Below are 21,661 nucleotides of genomic sequence, written 5' to 3' on the forward strand. Positions count from 1 at the left end.
ATTACTTTCCTAAATTTGTACCTTCTTTTAAATAAAAAGGATATACATAATTGTGTCTTGTATTTGTTTGGTTGTATTCGTATGCAACATCTATTTCAATCAATCCATTATCAATATCTATATAGGTAACTTCTACATCTAGCACACTTATTCTTGGTTCGTTATTTAATAAACTTATTCTTACTGTATCTCTAATTTCAGCTTTTAATGTCTCGTTCATTTCTTGAAAGAAAAACTGTTGTAATCCTGATCCAAATTGAGGATTTATAGGTCGTTCTTCGAAATTCGTTTGCAAAATGACATCAATAGAATCTTTGATATTATTTTCAAATCGAGTAGTTATTAATTGATGATTTCCAACAGAAAAAGTTACTGGAAAAGACCAACCTGAACCTAAAAATTCTTTCTTTCTTTTTATTCCAATGCTATCCACCAATCATCACATTAAAAGCTCCTAAAACTATTTTACCTCCGTGAGCGGTTGCATCTCCCATTCTTGCAGCAGGCATTCCTCCTATTTTAACTGTTGCAGATCCTTTCACAATTACATCTGGCGGGCCTACACATACCAACATATCTCCAACTTTTGCCGCTGGTAATTTTCCTATTAATACATTTGGTTGTCCTGGGCCAATTATTGGTCCACCAACATGCGGAATTGGTGCTGGAATTGCTGGTGTTTGCATTGGACATTGATGAAAATCTGTTAATCTTGCTGCTGGTGGCATTTTGTTTATTTTTAATTATTTAGTTAATCATTACCATTGCTCCTTTAATTACAGTTTGAGCACCTCCTTTTAACTCTGCTTGCGCACTTCCGTTTGCTGAAAATTTCACATTTGCTGAGTTTTTAATATTCGTTCCTTTAAGAGTTACGTCTCCTGGTGAACCATCTATTGTAACTCCTTGTTTTCCTTTTAATGTTAATTTCTGATTTGCTTCTATAGAAATACTTTTAGCACTTTTAATAACAATACCACTAGAAGACATGACGATACTATTATTATTCTGATCTTTAATCGTTACTTTTTTACTTTTGTCATCAAAAATCGCTGTATTTTTACTTGGTGTTTCTATTGTAAACACTTTGTTCTCATCATCAAACTCGATAAAAATTCCTTGCTTGGATACAATTGCTTTCTTTGAATTTTTCTGATTAGGCTTTAATTCTTTGTATGGTTTATGTTTACTGCTACTGTATACGCTACCAAGTATAATTGGGAATCGTGGATCTTGATTTAAAAAACCAACAATAACCTCATCTCCAATTTCTGGTAAAAAAAATGCTCCAGCTCCTGATGTTGCATAAAAATTGGATAACCTAGCCCAAATCCCTTGCCCTTTATCATCGAAAAGTGGAATATCTACTAAAATTCTAAATTGATTATCTGGGTCTTCGTAAATTTTCTTTACCGTAGCATTAAATAATCCTTGAGCTCCAGGTAATAATCCAGAAGCAGGAGGAGCCATAACATCTGGCTCTTGTGTAAACCAAACTGGCGATAATCCTATCGCAGTTTCAGTAATCCAATTTCCTTTTGCAATAACATGACGTACATTAGAAACAAAATGATCTCCATTAAATCGATCTCCTAAACCATCTAATGTGATATAATTTCCTGGGTTAACTTTACTTGTTCCTTGGAATTTAACTTCTCCTCTTATTTTTGAGAAATCACTTTTAGTTAAAACAGCTTTAGTCCAATTGGTTAAATCTGTGCTTTGTAAAGGCGCTGTAGTTTGAACTTCAAAATCTTTTAAACCTACCACTTTTGATAAGGTTTGACTAGATAAATTTCCTGGACCTGAATATGAATTTTTAGAAGAGCCTGATAGTATTTTCTGTTTTGTATAATCCCAAGATTCGGCTTTAACATTTCCTAATTGAGTAACCGCATCTAAATCTGCATGAAATCCCATTAAATCATCACCATAAGTAATTTCTAAAACTGGTTTTTTATTTTTATCAGGAGGAAATACAGATACTTTTCCATCTAATGTTGTTACAACCATTCCATTTACTTCTGCTCTAGCCATAATAAAATCCCAATCTGTAGTAAAATATTGTACTTGTTCTGGCCATTTTGTAGTGGTATTGGTTACATCAGCTGAGAGTCCAGAATAACTTCCTATAATTGAAGACATAATTTGGCTATCTTTCTTTTTAGAAAATGTAAGGCTCTTACGACCTACTAACATTTTTACAGCTTCATCTCTACATTCAACTTGTAAAGTAGCTCCTTCAGCATCTGAAATATCAATACTTTGCTTAGTTACAATTCCTTTAAAAATAGTTTTATTCATAGTATCGTAACCTGCTTCTATTATTACTTTATTTCCTGGAAGAAATGTTTTTGAAGAACTTACTTCAAAGCTTTCTGTAGCTGGATCTCCATCTATAACAGTAATAATAGCTTTTGATACTTTATTCACTGATTTCTCAACTTCTACTTTTTGAATTTCGATTACATCAGGAATTTGAGTTCCGTCAATCTTTATCGCAAAAGTGACTAAGCCTCCATTTGAACCGTTACATCCCATTCTTATGATTTTATGATTGGTGGAAAAATTAATTCTTGCCCACCTTTAAGATTTCTGAACTTATTCAATCCATTATAATTCGCTACTTGCACATAATAAAGTGGATTATTCCAAACTTTATTACATAATTGAGGAAGGCTTTCTCCTTCTACTACCTCTACTAAATGTGTAATATCTGGAGATTCTTTTTTTTCAACTTTACACTTTTTTTTAGGCGAGACATATTCTTCAAAACTCAATGAGACCTTTGCTCTTAAAGGACTTCCATCTGGTTTAAAAAGTGTGTATGTTGTATTAAACGTTTTTAAAACTCCTTTAAAAGAAATATTACTTCCCCATTGTACTTTTACAAAATTTGGTCGGTGTATTTTTCCATCATATTTGTAAACTATATCTTCTAAAGTTTTTATTTCTGTAGCCATATCTACTCGTTTAGAAAATACAACTCCAGTACAATCAATAACAATATCAAAACTCAAATCATCTATTCCTGAGTTTTTATATTTCTGAGAAGCTTTACTTGCATCGATTGGACGCTGCTTGTTATATATGATTTTTCGATTCCACTTTATTGTGTTTGGATTAATCATAACTTTATAAGGATCTCCAGGTATAGGATTGGTAAAATCACCATCATAATATCCTGCTATTTTCATGTGTTCTAATCCCATAACTATCTTCGATAACTTGTTCTTCTTACTTCTTCAGAAAGCATGCGTTTACACATTTCTATTATTTCTTCTTTAAAAACTGAGAGATCAATATCTTGTATTGTTGATGATTGCTCTACTGCTGTTTTTATTTCAGTTTTAATAATTAGCTCTCTTATTTCTACAGGCATCTATTTATTTTTTAGTTCTAAAACATCTTTTTGTACTTAAGAAGTAGTATAATGTATGTAAGCTAATTCTATGGTATCCATTAAGATTTCGCTCTCTTGAGATTTTAAATCAGAAATAGAATATTTAATTGGATAAGCTTTATAAAAGTTCCATTTCATAGAAACCTGGCCTTCATTATTCAATAAATTAATTGATACTGTTTTAGTTTTAATCGGCTTAGCTAAACCTCCATCTATAGAATCTTTACACCAAGTAGTAAGCTCATCTCCTTTTGGTACAACAGCTCTTTTCAATACTAAATTTTGACTCGCAGTAATAGAAGGAAGGCGATACTTAAATCTATTCTCGCCTCCACCTATTACTTCTTCTACGGTTTGTTCTTTACTTAAACCAGATACTTGTTGAAAAGGCATTTCTTTACCACCATCAAACGAAACAGAAAAGTAAAAGCCTACGGGGAACTTCCCTACTTTACTTTCTTCTTTTGCTTTCTGATTTTTTTTAGCCATTTGTAATAATTAACTCTTCGTGTGCTATTTCTAATGTATCAACAGCCACTTCGTTACCATCAGATTTTAAATCTGTACTTGAAATTTTTGTTGGCCAAGCATTATTTAATTGCCATTGCATAGTAACATTTCCTGCTTCATCTAAAAGTTTAATTAAAACTGTTCTACGTTTTATTGTATTCATTTTAATTTCTGCATGCCAATCCCAAAATGTATTATCGTTTACAAAAACACCTCGTTTCATTGTTACATTTCCGTATTTTACAATGCCAGGCATTTTTTCTACAGAAAATAGTGGACTATTACTTTTTCTGTACTCAATAATTTGGTTTTCAACATCCATCCCAGAAACTTCCTGAAATGCAACTCCTGTTAATTCCGTACCTAAATCTACTTCGAAACGAAATTTTGGCATGGGCCAGGTTGCACCTTGTACACTTCCATCATCTGTTGCCATAATATTATTTTTAGTTTTATATTATTTGATTAATTTCTTATGATATGTATTACTCTCTTCTATGCTGAAGTTGCCATTTGTTGTTGGAAAGTAATTACAATAAATTCTGCTGGTCTTACAACTGCTACTTTTACAGAAACATTCATAAATCCATTTAAAATATCTTCTCCAGTCATTGTAGAACCTAATCCACACTCTACTGTAAATGCATCTGCTGCACTTGCTCCTTGTAACCCTCCTTGTTTCCAAACATCATTTAAGAAACTACTAATCATAGCTTTTACAGATTCCCAAGTATTTTTATCATTTGGTTCAAAAACGTAAGCATTAGCAGCTAACTTACAAGACTGTTCTATGAAAATCATAGTTCTTCTTACCGAAATATATCTCCAATCTTGACTGTTTCCATCTAAAGTTCTTGCTCCCCAAATAAGGATTCCTAAACCGTTGAAAAAACGAATTGCATTAATTGATTTTCCTGAAATTGCATCAACATTTAAATCAGCTTGTTGTGTTTCAGAAATTCGAATTGGTAAACTCACAGCATCTACCATCGATGTATTTGCAGGCGCTTGCCAAGGACCAACTGTATTATCTGTAACAGTAATTACTCCTGCCATACCTCCACTTGGGGGTAACATATTTGCATCTTCTAATACATTAGCTATGATTGTATTATAAGTTGGACTTGCAACTAAAAGTGAATTATTATATTGACTTACAGTTAGGGCTTTTCCTTCAGGTGGATTTTGAATATTTTGCAGGATTGTATCTACAGTTGGATTTGGATTATCCGGTGGACTAAGTATTGGTTGTAATTTACTTACATCTCCTCCAAATAAATTGGTATAATTAATATCCGAAGGTTGCATTATTGTTGTTCCTACAAAAGGATAATATGCTGCTCCGAAATCTAATCCATTTGATCCTGTTCCATTTCTAAATGTTTCTATATCTTCAGTATAATTGATAGGGTCTGGATTATTTCCTCCTATAATATCAAAAATACATACAGCTGTTTGCATTGATGAAGCTTGTAATAACATCGCTTGAGTTAAAGATGCATTATTATCTACAGATAGTAATGTTGCTTCTGGACAGATATACATCGTTGGTTCTTGCTCTTGCTTTAACAATTCTAATCCTTTTGTCAATTGATCCAATTGTACATTTGGATTTACAATTTGATCTCCCAACGTCATTGGTGCTCCCGAAAGTGGTCCGTAAGTACCTACAGAAACAATATAAGCATCTCCTCCTCCATTATCATAAAACAATTTCACACTGTTGTACAGATAATAAATTGAGTTAGGATCAGGTAAAATAGAATAATAAGTAGTTCCAATCATAATATAATTACCTTCTGTTGGCTGACTATCTTGTGCAACTAAATAGTATTCTGGCGTATATTGTTGTGATGGATCTGCTGGCGGTGGCAGATCTGGCAAACAGAAAATTGCTTGAAAATCTGAAAATGATGTGATTTTCTTAGGCACATTAGTGTATGATTTTCCATCATACATTGCCTGTGGTGTATATCCTATAAATGCTGGAACTGCAGTTGCCACTGGCACTACTGAGTTTCCAAAAGCATTTATCTCATTGATATAAACCCCTGGAGATTTAATAGTAGATAAGTTCATAAAACATATTGATTATTTTGTAGTTAATTTTTCTTTTGATATTCGAATTTTTTAATAATTACTTCTTGATTCTCTTGTGGATAAACCACATTTGGTGGTTGCCTCCATAAATTAAAGTGTACTGTTTGGCACCCTTCATTTGGAATAAATTTATTCTGATTACTAGTTGTTGTCCAAGTAATATCTGGCTTAGTTGGTAATGTTTTTAATGTATAAACCCCGTAATAAATTGAAAATACAACTGGTGCATTTTCATCCTGCCAATCCATAACTATTGTTATTTTACTTTTTTCTGTATTTAATGCAACTCTATGTACATTTTGTGGTGTTGCCTCCCAAGGTTGTAGCGTGAATTGAGCATTTGTAGGATCATTAATTTTCCCCCAACGGCTCAATTCAATCATATCTAATTCTCTATGACTATTAATTATAGAATTGTCTGCTTGAAATTGGTATGTGAATACTCCAAAACAGCAGTTATTTGCGATATCATTAAACATTCCTGAAACTGATTCAGCAGCGACCAAATATCTTCCATAACCAGGGTAAGTTCTTTCTGGTATATTAGTAGGTGTGTTTGGATTGTTAATCGTTTCTCCCCAAAGTACAAGCTCTACAGATGACCATTGTTTATGTGGAGCATTCGGTAAAAGCGTTTGCTTCATCTGTAAATGCAAACCATCAGCATCTACAAACGCACATCTTGGATCCCATTGTTGATTATTAAACCAATAACCTGTATTCGAAATTCCAAAAGGATAATTTGTCCACCAATAATAACCATCAAACTCTAACATTCCATTTACAGCCTTTGAGTTTGGTTCTATTGCTCCTTTTGGCATAGGAGGTCTATTTAAACATGTTTTTAAATTATGCATTGCTTTATTCTTTTAGATATATACATACATTAAGGAGGTTATTTTTGAAGACAATAACTCCTCATTTATTGCTATTTCTTTTGGATTTGATTTTGGTAATCCTTTAAAAACAACTTTACTTCGTTCAACTCCATTTTTTATTGAATTACTTATTAAATCAAAGGTGTAAATTGGTTTTTCCGAAAATGGTAACAAGTCTCCTACTAAAGAAAAAAGTTGTGCTTTTTGTTCATTGGGTAGCAGTATTTGTTCTGGTCCCGAAAATTGTATTCCTGATGTGTCTTTTATTGATAATTTTCCTAAATGTTGTCCAGTAGTATTAACAATATAATATTTCCATTGCGTTGCTCTTGCTTCGAATTTAATCTCATAATTTGCTTCTTTTTTTTCATCATTCAATTTGATTAAATCTTCAAATCGAATAGTAAATTCAAATAAGTAATCAGCGGAATTTGTACTTCTAAAACTAGGAGTTAATATTAATTTATTAGTTTCTACATTTTCAATTGCATTATCTGTATTGAAATGCGTTATTCCTATCTCATTAATTGGTAATTCTGTAAATTGATAGAACAATGGGTTTAATGTACTTGCATGAAATTTAAAAGTAGTTTCTCCTGTAGTTGAAGTAATGTAATTCAACAGATTAGAAAAGTTCTCTTTTCTATCTACATACAATTCAAAACCAACCGCAGTTATTATAATTTTAAATCCGTATTTATTTATAATGTCTCCAGATTCTTTAGCTGGTTCATATTTTAAATCTTTACAAACATTACCTGTGTAATAATTATGTAAAACTGTTAATGATACTATTTTATAGAAACTACTTTTCAACATGTTTAAACGTATTTGAAGTTGTGTTAATAGCAGTTTCAAAACCTTTTACTTCATCAGAAACAATAGTAATTAATCGCATTTGGTAAATTACACTTGGCTTATATTTTGCTCCTAATGCACTCCATAAATTGTGCATTTGTTGATATCCATCACCTGTTTCAAATTGAAACTCTAATCGGTTTATTTCTTTAGGTATATTTGAAGTATAATTGGCATCTAAAATCGGATAGGTTTGAAAGAATTGTAATGAAGCACTCAAAAATTTTAAAGTTTCATTATAATCTTCAAAATTTGGAGTTACTAAAAGAAATACATTGTAACGTTCATCTTGAGGTTTATTTGCGAAACTATTATCGTTCAACTTCCTATTCTTATTATAAAAAGATTTCACAGTTTCTTGCTCTACATGAACGACTGTAATTAAAACTTTATTTTGATTTTCTATTGGTTCGCCTCCATTTTGATCGACAATTTTATTTGCAATCACTATATTTTCGGATACTCCGAATTTATTTTTTAAATATAGATTTAATGAATTAACAGTAAATTGTATTGCTTTAGAAATCAATTTTTAAAGTATAATTTGGTTGATATTCCAAATTTATATCTTAGAGAGAAAAAAACTTTAAAATGTAGATATACATATCATGAACATTTTTAGATCGGTTGAAAAAAACGTGCACAAAACATAGACAGCTTTTTTTTTATCAATTTTTAAACTGAAATAAAATATTTATAAACAAAAAAGAGACTGCTTAAAAACAGTCTCTTCTTATTAAATAGAACTAATATAAGTTCTTAAATCTTGCTCTCTCTCGAGTGTCATTTTTTTCTTTAATCGATATTTGTGCGTTCTAACACTTTCCTTATTTATACCTAAAATATATCGGATATCTTCATTAGACATGTTCATTTTAAGGTAACAACAATATTTAATATCTTTAGAGGTTAAACATGGAAATCTTGTGGTTAATTGCTTAATAAAATTTGGATTGATACTTTCAAAATACATTTTAAAATCTTCCCAATGACCTGTTTTTGTATTCAGTTTTATATTGTTTACAATCGAATTTAATTTATTTCTTGTTCCAATATCTGTAGCGTTACTTAATTCTTTAATTCTGCTCATTATTTTTTTGAACAGCATTTTATTTTGATCCAATTCTAAAACATAACGAGCTAAATTTTTATTCTCTAAAAGTGAACTTTCTTCTTTTCTTTTATTTTTTTTGATTGATGTATTGAATCTTACCATAGACAAAACACTTTTCACGTTAGTTAACAAGTATTTGTTTTCTAAAATTTCGAATGGTTGTATTAATAAAGGAGTTTTTTCTGGTATTTCTGGCAGTAGTTCATAACGATTCATTAAGCATAAAATTGGGAATTCAAACTTTATATTTTGACGGAATAATCTATTAAACTCAATAGTATTATTCTTAAAATACAAAATCATAAGCTTAGGTGAAATTGTTTCTAATAATCTAGTTACTAAAATGGCAGAGTTTACGGTAATACAACTATATCCATGTAAATTATTTAATTCATTAACTATTTTAGAAAGTGTAGCACTATGATCGGATGCAACTATTATGTAGTTATCCGTTTTCAAAAGGTTAATTAATTTTTGGTTGATTAAAAAAAGTCATTAACTAATTTGATTTTATAACTATATTAATAACTCAAAATCAAATTAGTTAATAACATGATATACTAAATAATTGTTTTTCTACTTCTAAATAAAAATTTTTCATCTTCACTATATGTTTCTTTAATTTTAATTAAAGCATCGTAGTTTTGTGAAAAATAATTTTTAGTCGGTACAGAGTTATCTTTAAAACTTATAAATGAACCATCGGTTTCATCTATTTGATAATCGCGACATTCTTCCATCCAATCTAAAGCTCTATTTACATATTCTCTCGTTGGAATTACTTTCTCTGCCACATATTTTCTTTCATTATCATGTCCTTCTGATTTTACTGTAAATTGAAAATTATTAGAAGAAAAGAACTCTATAGCAGTAGCAACATATTCTTTTGTATATGGATGAAAGATTAGCGAAAGCATAAAATCAAATCTTTTATTAAATACTTTTCTTAATAAATTATAGGAACCAGAATCTTTAGGTTCGTAAAAAACTGGAGTTATTTTATCGTTACGAAATTTTTTTTTTAGCACTTCAACTTCTTCTTTGTTAATTTCGAGGGTATATATACTCATAATATAAGGTTAGTTTTAATTTATGCTGATTCTTATTTTTAAGAAAATTACTTTCTTTAATTATATAAATCCTAAAGAAAACTTTCTGTTGTACTAAAATTAGTTAATCAACATCGAAAAAATTAAACAGAATGCTATAACTGTATCTATAATATACTTAAGTGTATTATTTTTGATATTTAAAGTCTTTTTAATTTTTTCTTATGATTCAACCATTTCATTTAGCTATACCAGTACAGAATTTAGAAAAATGTCGTACTTACTACAGAGATATCTTACAATGTGAAGAAGGCAGAAGTGCTGAACATTGGGTCGATTTTAATTTCTTTGGACATCAATTGGTAATTCATCAAAAAGAAAACTTTATTCCAACAAAATCAATTACAAACCCTGTTGATGGTCATGATGTTCCTGTTCCGCATTTTGGCGTTGTATTATCATGGGATGACTGGCATAAATTAGCAGATCGTTTAAAAAGTGTAAACATAAAATTTGTTATTGAACCAACTATTCGTTTTAAAGGGAAAGTTGGTGAACAAGCAACTATGTTTTTTAATGATCCTGAAAATAATGCTTTAGAATTTAAAGCCTTTAAAGATATAGATCAGCTTTTCGCTAAATAAAACACAGACACCATCACTTACTTTTTTAAAGAAATAGAAAGAAGTGATGGCGTACAATATTTTTGAATAATATTCTGTATTAGTAATTAAATACTTTCTAAAGCTTTTAGAATCTTATCTTTTTCTTCACTATCAAAATGCTCTAAAAAGCTCATTAATTTTGATTCTTCTTGTCTTTTAATTAAATTAAAATCAACACTAAATGGAGTTCCATCGTAATACCTAGCTTCAGTTCCTGGTCCGTCTGGAGAACCATGATCTGCATCTATAGATTGTCTCCATCTCCAAGCATGACTCGCCCATTCATTCTGATTTACAAGTTCTGGCTCTGTAAACCAAACATTCCATGTTAGCACGTTTTTTTCCTGTAACATATTACCAGAACCTAAGTTAAAAACATCCATCACCAATGCATTAAATTCGTCAACTATTGGATAACCTGTTTTAACAATTGGTCCTATTTGAACTTCTAAATTCCCAACAGTCCAAGCTTCATCTTCATGTTTAGCAAAGTCAGGAATAGGAAAACTTGTACTTAACCCTTTTCTCACTGGAAATACTGGCTGATCTGGAGCTCCATTTTTATGAGTTGTAACCATAATTGCTTGAGATTTAGTAAAAGGAAATGGAAAACGTGCTTCTTGTAATTTATCCCATAATAACTTTTGAATTCCAGAAACTATCCATCCTTCTTTCGATTTTGGTGGACTAAACCATATTTTTCCTACAACACCCATCTCTGCTGCTAATTCTCTGTTATCTTCATTAACCCAGCCTCTTGTTCCAGTAACAGTTACTTCTACATTTAATGATCCAAAAAGCGGAGATGTAATTCCTTGTTGCGGACAAATAATAGAATATACTCGACCTTCATTTGTATATCCTATTCTTGAAATATCTGGCGCAAACATTTGATAACATCGTTTAGGATCTACAGCTCCCATTTCTGTTTCCCAGCTAAACTCAGGCCATTTTACTGCTTGCTGACGTTGTAATCTTCCAATATTTAACATATTATCTGGCATTGGCAACGAAGTTAAATTCGGATTTGGATAAGCAAATTCTGGATTAGAATTTGCGAAGCCACCAACCCAACCAGCTGGAATATTTGAAATGGTTTGATTTTTAGTTTCCATAATATATTTGGTTTCAATTAAGGTTCATTCGTTTATTTTGCTTTCTTCCAAACACCTAAAATTAATTTAAGCTTCTCTGTTTTCTTGGGGAAAACCCCTGGAAATTCTGAAGGAACTTGTGGCTGATTTCCTTGATTTCCTCCAATAGGATTTTCATCATATGCAAATCCATATGCTTTCGCCATATATGTTCCTCTTGCTGACTGTACTGCATTTTTAGGTAAAGAAAAAATATGTTTTGTACCAACTTTAGCCGTATGCATAAAATATGAGAACATATTTTGTGGTTGTTTTGCTGGATACCATTTCGTTTCATCTCCCCAGTTTTTAGTTGTTCTACCAGCAGAAGTAGTATCAGGAAAACTTAATAGCGCTACACCTCTATTTAATGCGGTACTTATTTGGTTTTCTAACCCTTTTACTACAACTTGATCATTAGTATCTGTATATCTAAAAACTCCATCCGCAAATAAACCTATTCCAGCGAAAGTCATGTGTCCAGGTGAATAATAATAATTCGTTGGTGCTTTGGAGAATTTGTATTGAAAGTAACTAGAATAATCTGTACTTGAATTTAAAGTAACAGATGTAATAGTATTATTTAATTTGGTAATTGCAGTTATTTGCGTTGTTCCATCTGTAGAACCTCCTCCAGAACTCACATACATTCCTGTTACTAAACCACAATCAGATGGTAATGGATTTTTAAATGTTAATACATTATTACTTATTTTTCCAAAAATCGGTTTTATATCTCCACTTTTTGAGTCTTTGTAAGAAACTACCGAAAAACCAACTGGATTAAATATGTGCAGTGTTGTTGCATTAGAACTTGTAAATTCTAATGCTGAATGTGTATTTGTAGTTCCAGGAAACACCATTTTTTTTATTGGATTTACGGCATAGTTTCTTGCAAAATTTCCTTTCCCATTTTGCCAAATATTCATTTTCATATTAGCATCTGTAAATAATTGATCGATAGCTTCGTTGAATACTAAATCTAAATCATTTGTATTACTATTTAAATACATACCTGGGTTTAACAAAACAGATGATTCTCCTTGAGGTGTATATACTAAATCTTTATATCCCTTAGAAACATCTTTTTGGTTTAAGAATGTTTGGTATGCTTCAATTACTTCATTTCCGCTAATTCCATCAGTTTGCCCTACTCTATCTAATTCTTTTCCTGATTTATCTTCAGCAAGTATAGAAACCGGAAAGAAAAAACCATCCACAAAAGAAGCATCTATATACAGGTTTTGTTTTCTTAAAAATGTTGCTTCTATATAACTATATTGAGGAAACTGACTTTGAGGTGGGTTGTTTACCTGAAATACATTAGCTCCCGATGCATTAAATTTAAATCCTAAATTTCCATTTGTTGTTTTACTTGAATTATCTTGATATCTTTTAGTTGTATCTCTAACGAAAAAATAAATTCGTGCTCCATTAATTTCATTTTTATTCGATAGAGTAATACTTGTTATTTCTTTTCCTAATTCATAAGATTCTATATATCCTTTTTTACTTGAAAACGTTTTAAAATTTCCTTGTTTAGTGTTTTTATTTAGAGCTAGATATTTTTGAGAAGTTGTACTATAACCTAAAACATAAACTTTATAATTTGAACTTAATCCTGTAAGATTTTCTAGAGATAATTCATACGTGTTTTTTATAGAATTATTCTTATAATTGAATTGAAAAGGTACTGATACATATTGAGCTTGAACATCTACAGCTACAGTTACATTACCAGCTACATGAGGCGGGTTTTTAACTTTAATAACTGAATCGTTTACAAATATTGGTTTATTACCCGATTTTCCAAACTTTACATAAGTTGCTCCTGAAAAGTACTTCCCTTTTATAGTAATAGTTTTTCCTCCTTTTACCGTAGTAGTATCTGGACTCATCGTATTTACTTCTGGTAATTTGTATTCAAATTTGATTGGTGCATAAACCTTTTTAGCATCTTTCTTTAATTCTAAATACACAGAAAAACTCTGAGGATTTGATCGTTTTGATGTTTTAAAAGTTATAGTAGAATCATTTACATAGGTGATACTTGAAACTCCTACTCCATTCGGATATTTTGCATTTTTAAAAAAGACTCCAACAGATTTATTTTTGTCAAATCCACTTCCTTTTAATGTCACTAAAGTTTCTCCTGCTAAAGAACCTTTAGACGGACTCATACTAGTTATACTTTGACTTGTAATTGAAGTAATTCCAAATAAAAAGAAAACACATACACTTACTAAGTTTCTATAATTCATTATTTCCATGTTTAGTATAGTTTTTTGGATTACAATACTGTAATTAATCACTAAATTAAATAGCAAGTCATAATTTTCAGACATGATTTTCCTTTAACGCAAACAGAAATGGTATGAAAGTATATTTTTTTAGAACGAAAAATCAATTCTCACTATTCATTTTAAATATTTAAAACTTTAATATAAATCTAAATCGCTTTAACAAATTCTTCACGCTTTCCGTTTTCCTTTTTGTGTACCTTTATTTACTTCATTAACCAAATAAAATATCATGAAAAAAATTCTCATAGTTATGGCTTTGTCAATTTTCTATTTTGGAAATTCTCAAGGCACAAGACTATTAAGACAACCTACACTTTCGCAAAATGATGTAGTTTTTGTTTATGCAAACGATTTATGGAAAGCTTCTTTAAATGGAGGCGATGCCGCTAGACTTACAAGTCATGAAGGATATGAGTCTAATCCTCATTTTTCTAAAGATGGAAAAATGATTGCTTTTACAGCTCAATATGATGGAAACATTGATGTTTATGTAATTCCTACTGAAGGTGGAGAACCTAAAAGATTAACTTACCATCCTGCTGGTGATTTTGTTCAAGGCTGGACTCCAGATAATAAAATCTTATTCCGTTCTGGTAGAGAATCAAGACCTACTCAAACCAATAAATTCTTTACAGTTTCCCCTAAAGGTGAAATGCCAACAGCTGTTGAAATTCCAAGAGCTGCATATGGTGAAATTTCTGCTGATGGGAAATATATTGCTTATACTCCTATTACAAGCTGGGATGCAGAATGGAGAAACTACCGAGGTGGACAAGCAATGCCTATTTGGATTGTAAATTTAAAAACGAAAGCCTTACAAACTACTCCGCAAAAAGATAAAGAAAGACATTTAGATCCTGTATGGCATAACGGAATTGTATATTATTTATCTGAAAGAGATTATACAAGTAATATTTGGTCATACGATATTAAAACTAAACTAGAGCGTCAAATTACATTTCATAAAAAATTTGATGTAAAAAGTTTAGATGCAAATACTAATGGAATTGTTTACGAACAAGGTGGATATATTCACTTTTTAAATCCTGAAACTAAAACCACAAGACAAATAAAAATTAATGTAAAAGGTGATTTAAATTATTCAAGAACACGTTGGATGAATGTTTCTGGTAGAAACTTAACCAACCCAAATGTATCTCCTAAAGGAAAAAGAGCCATTTTTGAGTATCGTGGAGAAATCTTTACAGTACCAAAAGAAAATGGTACTTGGAGAAATCTTACCAACTCACCAGGTGTTGCAGATCGCTCACCTATTTGGTCTCCAAAAGGTGATAAAGTTGCTTGGTTTTCTGATAAAAATGGAGAATACGAATTAGTTTTAGCTGATCAAGATGGACAAAACCAACAGTATATTTCATTACCTAATCCAACTTTCTACTTTAGACCAGATTGGTCTCCAGATGGAAAATACATCGCTTATACCGATACCGATTTTAATATTTGGGTAATTAATTTAGACACAAAAAAGACTTTTAAAGTAGATACAGATCGTTATGCACATCCTAACAGATCGATGAATCCTGTTTGGTCTCCAGATAGTGACTGGATTGCTTATGCAAAACAAAATGACAGTCATTTCAAATCTATTTTTGCTTACCAAATAAGTACAAAAAAGAAAGTTCAAATTACAGATCCAATTGCTGATGCTATTTCACCTGTTTGGGATGCTTCTGGAAAATATATTTATACACTAGCAAGTACCGATTATGGTTTACAATCTGGTTGGTTAGATATGAGTTCATACGATCCTAGTGTATCTAGAAGCTTATACGCTGTTGTTTTAAATTCAAAAGACAAAGCTCCTAATCTTCCGAAAACAGATGAAGAAGCTGCTAAAAAAGAAGAAACAGCTTCTAAAAATAAAAAAGACACTAAAAAACCTAGTAAAAAAGACAGTGAAAAAGTCATAGTGACTATTGACGAAGCTGGTATTTTTAATAGAGCTGTTGCATTAAAACTACCTGCTAGAAACTACTTAGGTTTAACAAAAGGACCAAAAAATAAAGTTTTTATTGCTGAAGCTATTCCAAATACACCAGGAATTACAATGCATTCTTATGATGTTACTAAAGAGAAAGCAACTGTTTTCTCTAAAGGAGTTTCTGGAATGGTGACTACTGAAGATAGAAATTCTGTTTTATTATCAAGTCGTGGTAATTGGAGTATTGTAAGTAGTAAAGCACCTGTAAAAGGAACAAAAGGAAGGTTAAAAACAAATCTTAAAATAAAAGTAGATCCGAAAGCTGAAGCACATCAAATCTTTAAAGAAGGATGGAGATACATGCGTGATTTCTTATATGTTGATAATGTTCACGGTGCTCCTTGGGACGATGTTTATAAATGGTATTCTGAATGGATTGACCATGTAAGACACAGAACTGATTTAAATTATGTAGTAGATATTATGAGTGGTGAAGTTGCTATCGGTCACTCTTATGTTTCTGGTGGAGATACACCAAATGTAAACCGAGTTCCTGTAGGATTATTAGGCGCAGATTTAGAACAAAGTAAAGGTTTATACCGTTTTGCTAAAATTTATAAAGGAGAACGTTGGAATCCAAATGTTTCTGCTCCACTTGGTTTACCTGGAATAAACGTAAATAAAGGAGATTATCTTATCGAGGTTAATGGAGTAAAATTAACTAGTGACATGAATCCTTATCAATTATTAGAACAAACAGCTGGACGAGAAATTTATATCAAAGTAAATTCTAAACCAAGTTCAGATGGAGCTAAATCTATTTTAGTAAAACCTACTTTTAGTGAACGTTTCTTAAGATCTATCGATTGGGTTGAAAGCAACAGAAGAAAAGTAGATCAATTATCGAACGGAAAACTTGCTTACGTTTATGTTCCAAATACTTCTGGACCTGGATTTACATCTTTTAATCGTTATTACTTTTCTCAACAAGACAAAAAAGGTGCCGTTATCGATGAAAGAAATAATGGTGGTGGATCTGCAGCTGATTATATGATTGATATTATGTCTCGTGATTTAATGGGATATTTTAATAGTAAAGCTAATGATCGTAGACCTTGGACTACTCCAATGGCTGGAATTTGGGGACCAAAAGTTATGATTATTAATGAACGTGCTGGTTCTGGTGGAGATTTACTTCCGTATATGTTTAAATTTAAGAAAATCGGACCTTTAGTAGGAACTAGAACTTGGGGTGGATTAGTTGGAACTTGGGATACTCCTCGTTTTATTGATGGTGGTAGAATGGTTGCGCCTCGTGGAGGATTCTTTGATGTTGATGGGAAATGGGCTGTAGAAGGCGAAGGTGTTGCTCCGGATATTGAAGTAATTCAAGATCCTAAGAAAGTATTACAAGGAAATGATCCGCAATTAGAAAGAGCAGTTCAAGAAGCTTTACGATTATTAAAAGGAAACGAATTCCAATTAAAACCAGAACCTAAAGCTCCAATTCGTTCTAAGCGACCAAAAGGATACGAGAAAGAAAAATAAATCATATAAGAATATTATTATGCCACATTTTGTAATTGATTGTTCAGAGCATATTATAAAATTGAAATCTCCTCAAGAGATTATACAACAAGTTTACAATACTGCAGACGCTTCAGGTTTGTTTGCTAAAGGAGATATTAAAGTGAGAATAAATCCTTTTCAATATTTTACCATTGGAAATACTTCTGATGATTTTATCCATGTATTTGGAAATATTATGGAAGGAAGAACTGCAGACCAAAAGAAAAAGCTTTCTGAAAGTATTGTATCAACATTAAAATCAATGTTTCCAGATGTTCCAATTATCTCTATTAATATCAGAGATTTTGAAAAAGCAACATACTGTAATAAAACTATGGTGTAATCTATTATAGATTTAGAATAAAATTCTGTCAATTCGAGTGATTTTTCATATAAAATGAAGAAAAGTTTTATCGAAAATAAGGATTTTAACTTCAAAATAGTTCTCGATACACTTTTTCGTGCCTCAAAAGCACTCGAACTGATATCTTAGAATTGTTTAAGTATTTAAATGCACAACGGATTGGTATAATTAAAATCTTGGATATATAACAAACGAAGTTGAAAAACTATTTTTCAGCTTCGTTTTTTTATACCATCTTGCCATAAAATTAATTCTACTTGAAATTAAAAGAGCAACATAAAGTACCTCAACTAAAACAACCAATACGTTTACAAGAATATGGAATTGGCATTTTTAATACGAATCCGACTAGATCTGGTTTTAAAAAAGCCATTAAAAAAGGATTAGTTCTTGTAAATGGAAAAACTGCAACTACTGCTCTATTTATAAACGGAGGTGAATTAATTGAATTGTATCAAGAAGCATCGAATAAAAAAACATTTAATTTTCCTTTAGAAGTTATTTTTGAAGATGAATATCTTGCTGTAATTTTTAAGCCTGCTGGTGTTTTAGTTAGTGGAAATTCGTTTGCAACTATTGCTAACGCTTTAGAACAAAACTTGAAAAAAAGTACACTTGAAGATGCTGTAATACCTCGACCTGTACACCGTTTAGATTATCCAACAAGTGGATTATTACTTATTAGTAAAACTAATGCTGCAACTATAGCATTGACAAAACTTTTTGAAGAAAAAGAAATCGAAAAAACATATCATGCTATAACTATTGATAACATGAAATCATCAGGAGAAATTACAATTCCAGTAGATGAAAAAGAATCTAAATCATTATTCACTGTTTTACAGAGTATTCCTTCAGAAAAATACACCTTTTTAAACCTTGTAGAATTACATCCAAAAACAGGACGAAGACATCAACTTCGAAAACATTTACATGCTATTGGCAATCCGATTTTAGGCGATAAAGATTATTATATCGAAGCATTACTTTCTTATGGAAATGGATTGTATTTACATGCTTCAAAATTAGAATTCATACACCCTTTTACCAATCAAAAAGTTCTTTTTGAAAAAGAACTTCCTAAAAAATTTAAACGGATTTTTCCTGATTTACTAAATCTTTCATTGTAAACTTCATTCGTTTAATTAATTCATAAAGTTCTTCTTCATTAAATGTAGCAAATCCCATTCGTATTGCATTATGATTTGTTTTTGCCATATCGTAACGAGAAACATTTCCTATTGCTAACTTATATTTTTTTGCTATATCAGATACTTGATTCCAAGTATATTTTTTATTTAAAGTTAGCCAAACTGCCATTCCACCTTTCGGCTTATTAAAGCTGAAAAACTCGCTCAACTCTTCTTTTAATAAATTACAAAACAAATCGCGTCTCTTTTCATATACCTTAAGCACTTTTCGAATATGACGATCTAAATCTCCAGATTTAATAAATTCCGCAAAAGTTAATTCTTGTAATGCATCTCCTTGTCGGTCTACAAAACCTCTAACTTGCGAAGCTTCATTTACAAATTCTTTATCAGCAATTAAATAACCAACTCTAAAAACTGGTGCCACTGTTTTACAGACAGAACCAATATAAATTACATTGTGATGTACATCATGACTTGCTAATGGTAAAATTGGAGCATGATTATAATTAAAATCATAATCGTAATCATCTTCTATAATGGCAAAACGGTACTTCTTTGCCAAATTCAATAAACAAATGCGACGCTCAGCAGATAATGTTACCGTAGTTGGATGATGATGATGTGAAGTTACATACACTCCTTTTATTTGCTGAGATTCGCAAATTTTTTCTAAAGCAACCGTATCTATCCCACTTTCATCAACAGGAACTCGTAAAACTTTTGCTCCTTGGTGTAAAAAAGTAATATCTGCAGAAGCATAATTTGTTTCTCCAACTACAATAATATCTTCTTCTTTTAAAAGTAATTGTGCGGATAACCATATTCCCATTTGACTACCTCTTGTAATCAAAATATGATCTTTGGTAATACTTAAACCTCTAGTTTCATTTAAATAACTCGCTAAAACACCTCGAAGTTGTTCATTTCCTTGAGTAGATATATACCCCAAATGTTCAGTAATATTTTTTCTAGCTGAAATCCTTCTGTAAATCTTAGCTAAATCTTCTGTTGGTGTTAATCTTCCATCTGAAACACCATCATTAATATATAACCAACCTTCTTCTTTTTCTATTGTTTTTCCAGGTAAATTAGACTTATAATACGAAAAACCTATTTGATCTATATTATCTGAAACTTCATTTCCTTTATAATCCTCAGATTTTAAAAGTGGTAGATTCTCAGGCACAAAGGTTCCCTTTTTAGGTATCGTTTCCAACCAACCTTGCATTGCCAATTCTTCGTAACAGGCTACAACAGTTTTTCGATGTACTTGCAATAATTCAGCTAGACTTCTGGTTCCTATCAATTTAGTTCCAGACGGAATTTTTCCCTCTTTTATTAAATGAATGAATTGATTCGTTAACTGTAAAAACAAAGGTTCTTTGCTTTTTCTATTAATGTGTAAACTTGTTTTGTAAGGAAACATCTGGACTACTAATTAAATTAATTCTGGACTAATACAACACACCATAAATGTATTATTTTTGAATGAAAATAAGTTACAATCCATGAAAAAATTAGAAGTTTTACCTCATGAATACGACGAATATTACGGAAAATATATTCATAAACTTTCTGATGATATTACTTTAATTGATAGCTTTTCTGAAGGCGCTCATAAAACCTATGATTTCTTTAAGAATATTTCTAACGAGAAACTAGATTATAAATATCAACCAGAAAAATGGAGTGTTAAAGAGATTTTTCAACACTTGATAGACTCTGAACGTGTATTTATACATAGATGCTTTCGAATTGCTAGAAGAGACACTACTCCTTTAGCTGGATTTGATCAAAACATTTACATATCGCCATCAAATGCAAGTCATAAAAATATAGGTGATTTATTAGAAGAATTTAAAATTAATCGTGCCAATTCTATACAGTTATTAAAATCGTTAAACAACGAAGATTTATCTTTTATAGGTAATGCTAACGGAACTAAAATGTCTGCTAGAGCTGCTGCATTTGTAATTCCTGGTCATGATATTTGGCATATAGAGATTATTAAAGAACGATATTTATAACATGAAAAAAACAGTAGGTATATTTATTTTTGATAATGCAGAAGTATTAGATTTTGCCGGACCATTTGAAGTTTTTTCAGTGACTTCAGAGTTAAATAATTTTGAATTATTTGATGTTTTTACCGTAGCGAAAACCAAAAAAGCTATTTCTGCTATAAACGGATTATCTGTAAATCCAAAATACGATTTTAATGATTGTCCAAAAGTTGACATTCTAATTTTAGCTGGTGGAGACGGAACTAATCAAGCTATACAAGATCAAGAAATTATCGATTGGATTGCTAAAACAGATCAAGAAACAGAAATTACAATGAGTATTTGCTCTGGTTCTCGATTCTTAGCAAAAATTGGAGCTTTAGACAACAATCCGTATTGTACACATCATTTAGTTTATGAAGACATGGAAAAATTAGTTCCTTCAGGAAAAACTATTACAGATAAACGTTATGTTCAATCGAATTCAAAAACATATACTTCTGGTGGAATTTCTGCTGGTATTGATTTATCTTTTCATATCGTTGAAAAAATTCATGGTAAGAAAACAGTAGAAAAAACGGCAAAGTACATGGAATATATAATTAATGAAGCTTAG

Annotated in this window: 22 protein-coding genes; 6 read left to right on the forward strand and 16 right to left on the reverse strand. The window is 30.9% G+C overall.

What is annotated here, in order from left to right:
* Position 1: 1 nt before the first annotated feature.
* The 13 genes from AC2TEO_RS03745 to AC2TEO_RS03805 all read right to left on the reverse strand — a co-directional run bounded on the left by AC2TEO_RS03745 (position 2) and on the right by AC2TEO_RS03805 (position 9,933).
* Positions 2-433: a gp25 family contractile injection system sheath assembly initiator gene (locus AC2TEO_RS03745; RefSeq protein WP_442266825.1), complete on the reverse strand. Its 432-nt coding sequence runs from the start codon at positions 431-433 to the stop codon at positions 2-4.
* Entirely contained in the window at positions 426-728 is a 303-nt protein-coding gene (locus tag AC2TEO_RS03750) for a PAAR domain-containing contractile injection system baseplate protein (protein WP_442266826.1), read from the reverse strand. The genes AC2TEO_RS03745 and AC2TEO_RS03750 overlap by 8 nt, the downstream gene beginning before the upstream one ends.
* A gap of 19 nt (positions 729-747) precedes the next feature.
* The gene (gene vgrG, locus AC2TEO_RS03755) at positions 748-2,541 is read right to left on the reverse strand and encodes a type VI secretion system tip protein VgrG (protein WP_442266827.1); all 1,794 of its coding nucleotides are present in this window, start codon (positions 2,539-2,541) and stop codon (positions 748-750) included.
* 2 nt (positions 2,542-2,543) lie between these two features.
* Positions 2,544-3,212, reverse strand: a complete 669-nt coding sequence (locus AC2TEO_RS03760; RefSeq protein WP_442266828.1) for a CIS tube protein — start codon at positions 3,210-3,212, stop codon at positions 2,544-2,546.
* A gap of 2 nt (positions 3,213-3,214) precedes the next feature.
* Positions 3,215-3,382 carry a DUF5908 family protein gene (locus AC2TEO_RS03765; protein WP_442266829.1) on the reverse strand — a complete coding sequence of 56 codons (168 nt, stop codon included), beginning with the start codon at positions 3,380-3,382 and terminating at the stop codon, positions 3,215-3,217.
* Between the two features lie 36 nt (positions 3,383-3,418).
* Positions 3,419-3,892 carry a phage tail protein gene (locus AC2TEO_RS03770; protein ID WP_442266830.1) on the reverse strand — a complete coding sequence of 158 codons (474 nt, stop codon included), beginning with the start codon at positions 3,890-3,892 and terminating at the stop codon, positions 3,419-3,421.
* Complete coding sequence (locus AC2TEO_RS03775; protein ID WP_442266831.1) at positions 3,885-4,349, reverse strand: phage tail protein; 465 nt, start codon at positions 4,347-4,349, stop codon at positions 3,885-3,887. The genes AC2TEO_RS03770 and AC2TEO_RS03775 overlap by 8 nt, the downstream gene beginning before the upstream one ends.
* A gap of 59 nt (positions 4,350-4,408) precedes the next feature.
* A complete protein-coding gene (locus tag AC2TEO_RS03780) occupies positions 4,409-5,992 on the reverse strand; it encodes a contractile injection system sheath protein (RefSeq protein WP_442266832.1) in 1,584 nt (527 codons plus the stop codon).
* Positions 5,993-6,015: 23 nt separating this feature from the next.
* On the reverse strand, positions 6,016-6,870 hold the full coding sequence (locus AC2TEO_RS03785; RefSeq protein WP_442266833.1) for a hypothetical protein: 855 nt from the start codon (positions 6,868-6,870) through the stop codon (positions 6,016-6,018).
* Positions 6,871-6,882: 12 nt separating this feature from the next.
* Complete coding sequence (locus tag AC2TEO_RS03790; protein ID WP_442266834.1) at positions 6,883-7,710, reverse strand: hypothetical protein; 828 nt, start codon at positions 7,708-7,710, stop codon at positions 6,883-6,885.
* Positions 7,697-8,278 carry a contractile injection system cap protein gene (locus tag AC2TEO_RS03795; RefSeq protein ID WP_442266835.1) on the reverse strand — a complete coding sequence of 194 codons (582 nt, stop codon included), beginning with the start codon at positions 8,276-8,278 and terminating at the stop codon, positions 7,697-7,699. The genes AC2TEO_RS03790 and AC2TEO_RS03795 overlap by 14 nt, the downstream gene beginning before the upstream one ends.
* Positions 8,279-8,485: 207 nt before the next feature.
* Positions 8,486-9,322 (reverse strand): helix-turn-helix transcriptional regulator, encoded by an 837-nt coding sequence (locus AC2TEO_RS03800; protein WP_442266836.1) that lies wholly within the window; start codon positions 9,320-9,322, stop codon positions 8,486-8,488.
* A 101-nt stretch (positions 9,323-9,423) separates the two neighbouring features.
* Entirely contained in the window at positions 9,424-9,933 is a 510-nt protein-coding gene (locus AC2TEO_RS03805) for a BBE domain-containing protein (RefSeq protein WP_442266837.1), read from the reverse strand.
* Between the two features lie 203 nt (positions 9,934-10,136).
* Here AC2TEO_RS03805 and AC2TEO_RS03810 point away from each other — a divergent pair, with 203 nt between their 5' ends.
* Positions 10,137-10,556: a VOC family protein gene (locus AC2TEO_RS03810; protein ID WP_442266838.1), complete on the forward strand. Its 420-nt coding sequence runs from the start codon at positions 10,137-10,139 to the stop codon at positions 10,554-10,556.
* Between the two features lie 86 nt (positions 10,557-10,642).
* On the opposite strand, the gene AC2TEO_RS03815 is transcribed toward AC2TEO_RS03810, so the two are convergent.
* Entirely contained in the window at positions 10,643-11,692 is a 1,050-nt protein-coding gene (locus AC2TEO_RS03815; RefSeq protein ID WP_442266839.1) for a hypothetical protein, read from the reverse strand.
* Between the two features lie 32 nt (positions 11,693-11,724).
* Complete coding sequence (locus AC2TEO_RS03820) at positions 11,725-13,971, reverse strand: IPT/TIG domain-containing protein (RefSeq protein ID WP_442266840.1); 2,247 nt, start codon at positions 13,969-13,971, stop codon at positions 11,725-11,727.
* A gap of 271 nt (positions 13,972-14,242) precedes the next feature.
* Here AC2TEO_RS03820 and AC2TEO_RS03825 point away from each other — a divergent pair, with 271 nt between their 5' ends.
* The 3 genes from AC2TEO_RS03825 (at position 14,243) to AC2TEO_RS03835 (ending at position 19,018) form a co-directional block, all read left to right on the forward strand.
* Complete coding sequence (locus AC2TEO_RS03825; RefSeq protein WP_442266841.1) at positions 14,243-17,503, forward strand: S41 family peptidase; 3,261 nt, start codon at positions 14,243-14,245, stop codon at positions 17,501-17,503.
* A gap of 19 nt (positions 17,504-17,522) precedes the next feature.
* A complete protein-coding gene (locus AC2TEO_RS03830; RefSeq protein ID WP_442266842.1) occupies positions 17,523-17,867 on the forward strand; it encodes a 5-carboxymethyl-2-hydroxymuconate Delta-isomerase in 345 nt (114 codons plus the stop codon).
* A gap of 278 nt (positions 17,868-18,145) precedes the next feature.
* Positions 18,146-19,018, forward strand: a complete 873-nt coding sequence (locus AC2TEO_RS03835; RefSeq protein ID WP_442266843.1) for an RluA family pseudouridine synthase — start codon at positions 18,146-18,148, stop codon at positions 19,016-19,018.
* On the opposite strand, the gene pdxR is transcribed toward AC2TEO_RS03835, so the two are convergent.
* Complete coding sequence (gene pdxR / locus AC2TEO_RS03840; protein WP_442266844.1) at positions 18,978-20,468, reverse strand: MocR-like pyridoxine biosynthesis transcription factor PdxR; 1,491 nt, start codon at positions 20,466-20,468, stop codon at positions 18,978-18,980. The two genes, AC2TEO_RS03835 and pdxR, sit on opposite strands and share 41 nt — an antisense overlap.
* 82 nt (positions 20,469-20,550) lie before the next feature.
* Here pdxR and AC2TEO_RS03845 point away from each other — a divergent pair, with 82 nt between their 5' ends.
* A complete protein-coding gene (locus tag AC2TEO_RS03845) occupies positions 20,551-21,069 on the forward strand; it encodes a DinB family protein (RefSeq protein ID WP_442266845.1) in 519 nt (172 codons plus the stop codon).
* A gap of 1 nt (position 21,070) precedes the next feature.
* Complete coding sequence (locus AC2TEO_RS03850; protein WP_442266846.1) at positions 21,071-21,661, forward strand: DJ-1/PfpI family protein; 591 nt, start codon at positions 21,071-21,073, stop codon at positions 21,659-21,661.

Source organism: Tenacibaculum aquaeponti (genome assembly GCF_057221555.1).

Excerpts from the sequence above, each read along its gene's own strand:
- AC2TEO_RS03750 (WP_442266826.1), bottom strand. The coding sequence starts at position 728 with ATGCCACCAGCAGCAAGATTAACAGATTTTCATCAATGTCCAATGCAA.
- vgrG (WP_442266827.1), bottom strand. The coding sequence starts at position 2,541 with ATGGGATGTAACGGTTCAAATGGAGGCTTAGTCACTTTTGCGATAAAG.
- AC2TEO_RS03760 (WP_442266828.1), bottom strand. The coding sequence starts at position 3,212 with ATGGGATTAGAACACATGAAAATAGCAGGATATTATGATGGTGATTTT.
- AC2TEO_RS03765 (WP_442266829.1), bottom strand. The coding sequence starts at position 3,382 with ATGCCTGTAGAAATAAGAGAGCTAATTATTAAAACTGAAATAAAAACA.
- AC2TEO_RS03770 (WP_442266830.1), bottom strand. The coding sequence starts at position 3,892 with ATGGCTAAAAAAAATCAGAAAGCAAAAGAAGAAAGTAAAGTAGGGAAG.
- AC2TEO_RS03775 (WP_442266831.1), bottom strand. The coding sequence starts at position 4,349 with ATGGCAACAGATGATGGAAGTGTACAAGGTGCAACCTGGCCCATGCCA.
- AC2TEO_RS03780 (WP_442266832.1), bottom strand. The coding sequence starts at position 5,992 with ATGAACTTATCTACTATTAAATCTCCAGGGGTTTATATCAATGAGATA.
- AC2TEO_RS03785 (WP_442266833.1), bottom strand. The coding sequence starts at position 6,870 with ATGCATAATTTAAAAACATGTTTAAATAGACCTCCTATGCCAAAAGGA.
- AC2TEO_RS03790 (WP_442266834.1), bottom strand. The coding sequence starts at position 7,710 with ATGTTGAAAAGTAGTTTCTATAAAATAGTATCATTAACAGTTTTACAT.
- AC2TEO_RS03805 (WP_442266837.1), bottom strand. The coding sequence starts at position 9,933 with ATGAGTATATATACCCTCGAAATTAACAAAGAAGAAGTTGAAGTGCTA.
- AC2TEO_RS03810 (WP_442266838.1), top strand. The coding sequence starts at position 10,137 with ATGATTCAACCATTTCATTTAGCTATACCAGTACAGAATTTAGAAAAA.
- AC2TEO_RS03815 (WP_442266839.1), bottom strand. The coding sequence starts at position 11,692 with ATGGAAACTAAAAATCAAACCATTTCAAATATTCCAGCTGGTTGGGTT.
- AC2TEO_RS03820 (WP_442266840.1), bottom strand. The coding sequence starts at position 13,971 with ATGAATTATAGAAACTTAGTAAGTGTATGTGTTTTCTTTTTATTTGGA.
- AC2TEO_RS03825 (WP_442266841.1), top strand. The coding sequence starts at position 14,243 with ATGAAAAAAATTCTCATAGTTATGGCTTTGTCAATTTTCTATTTTGGA.
- AC2TEO_RS03830 (WP_442266842.1), top strand. The coding sequence starts at position 17,523 with ATGCCACATTTTGTAATTGATTGTTCAGAGCATATTATAAAATTGAAA.
- pdxR (WP_442266844.1), bottom strand. The coding sequence starts at position 20,468 with ATGTTTCCTTACAAAACAAGTTTACACATTAATAGAAAAAGCAAAGAA.
- AC2TEO_RS03845 (WP_442266845.1), top strand. The coding sequence starts at position 20,551 with ATGAAAAAATTAGAAGTTTTACCTCATGAATACGACGAATATTACGGA.
- AC2TEO_RS03850 (WP_442266846.1), top strand. The coding sequence starts at position 21,071 with ATGAAAAAAACAGTAGGTATATTTATTTTTGATAATGCAGAAGTATTA.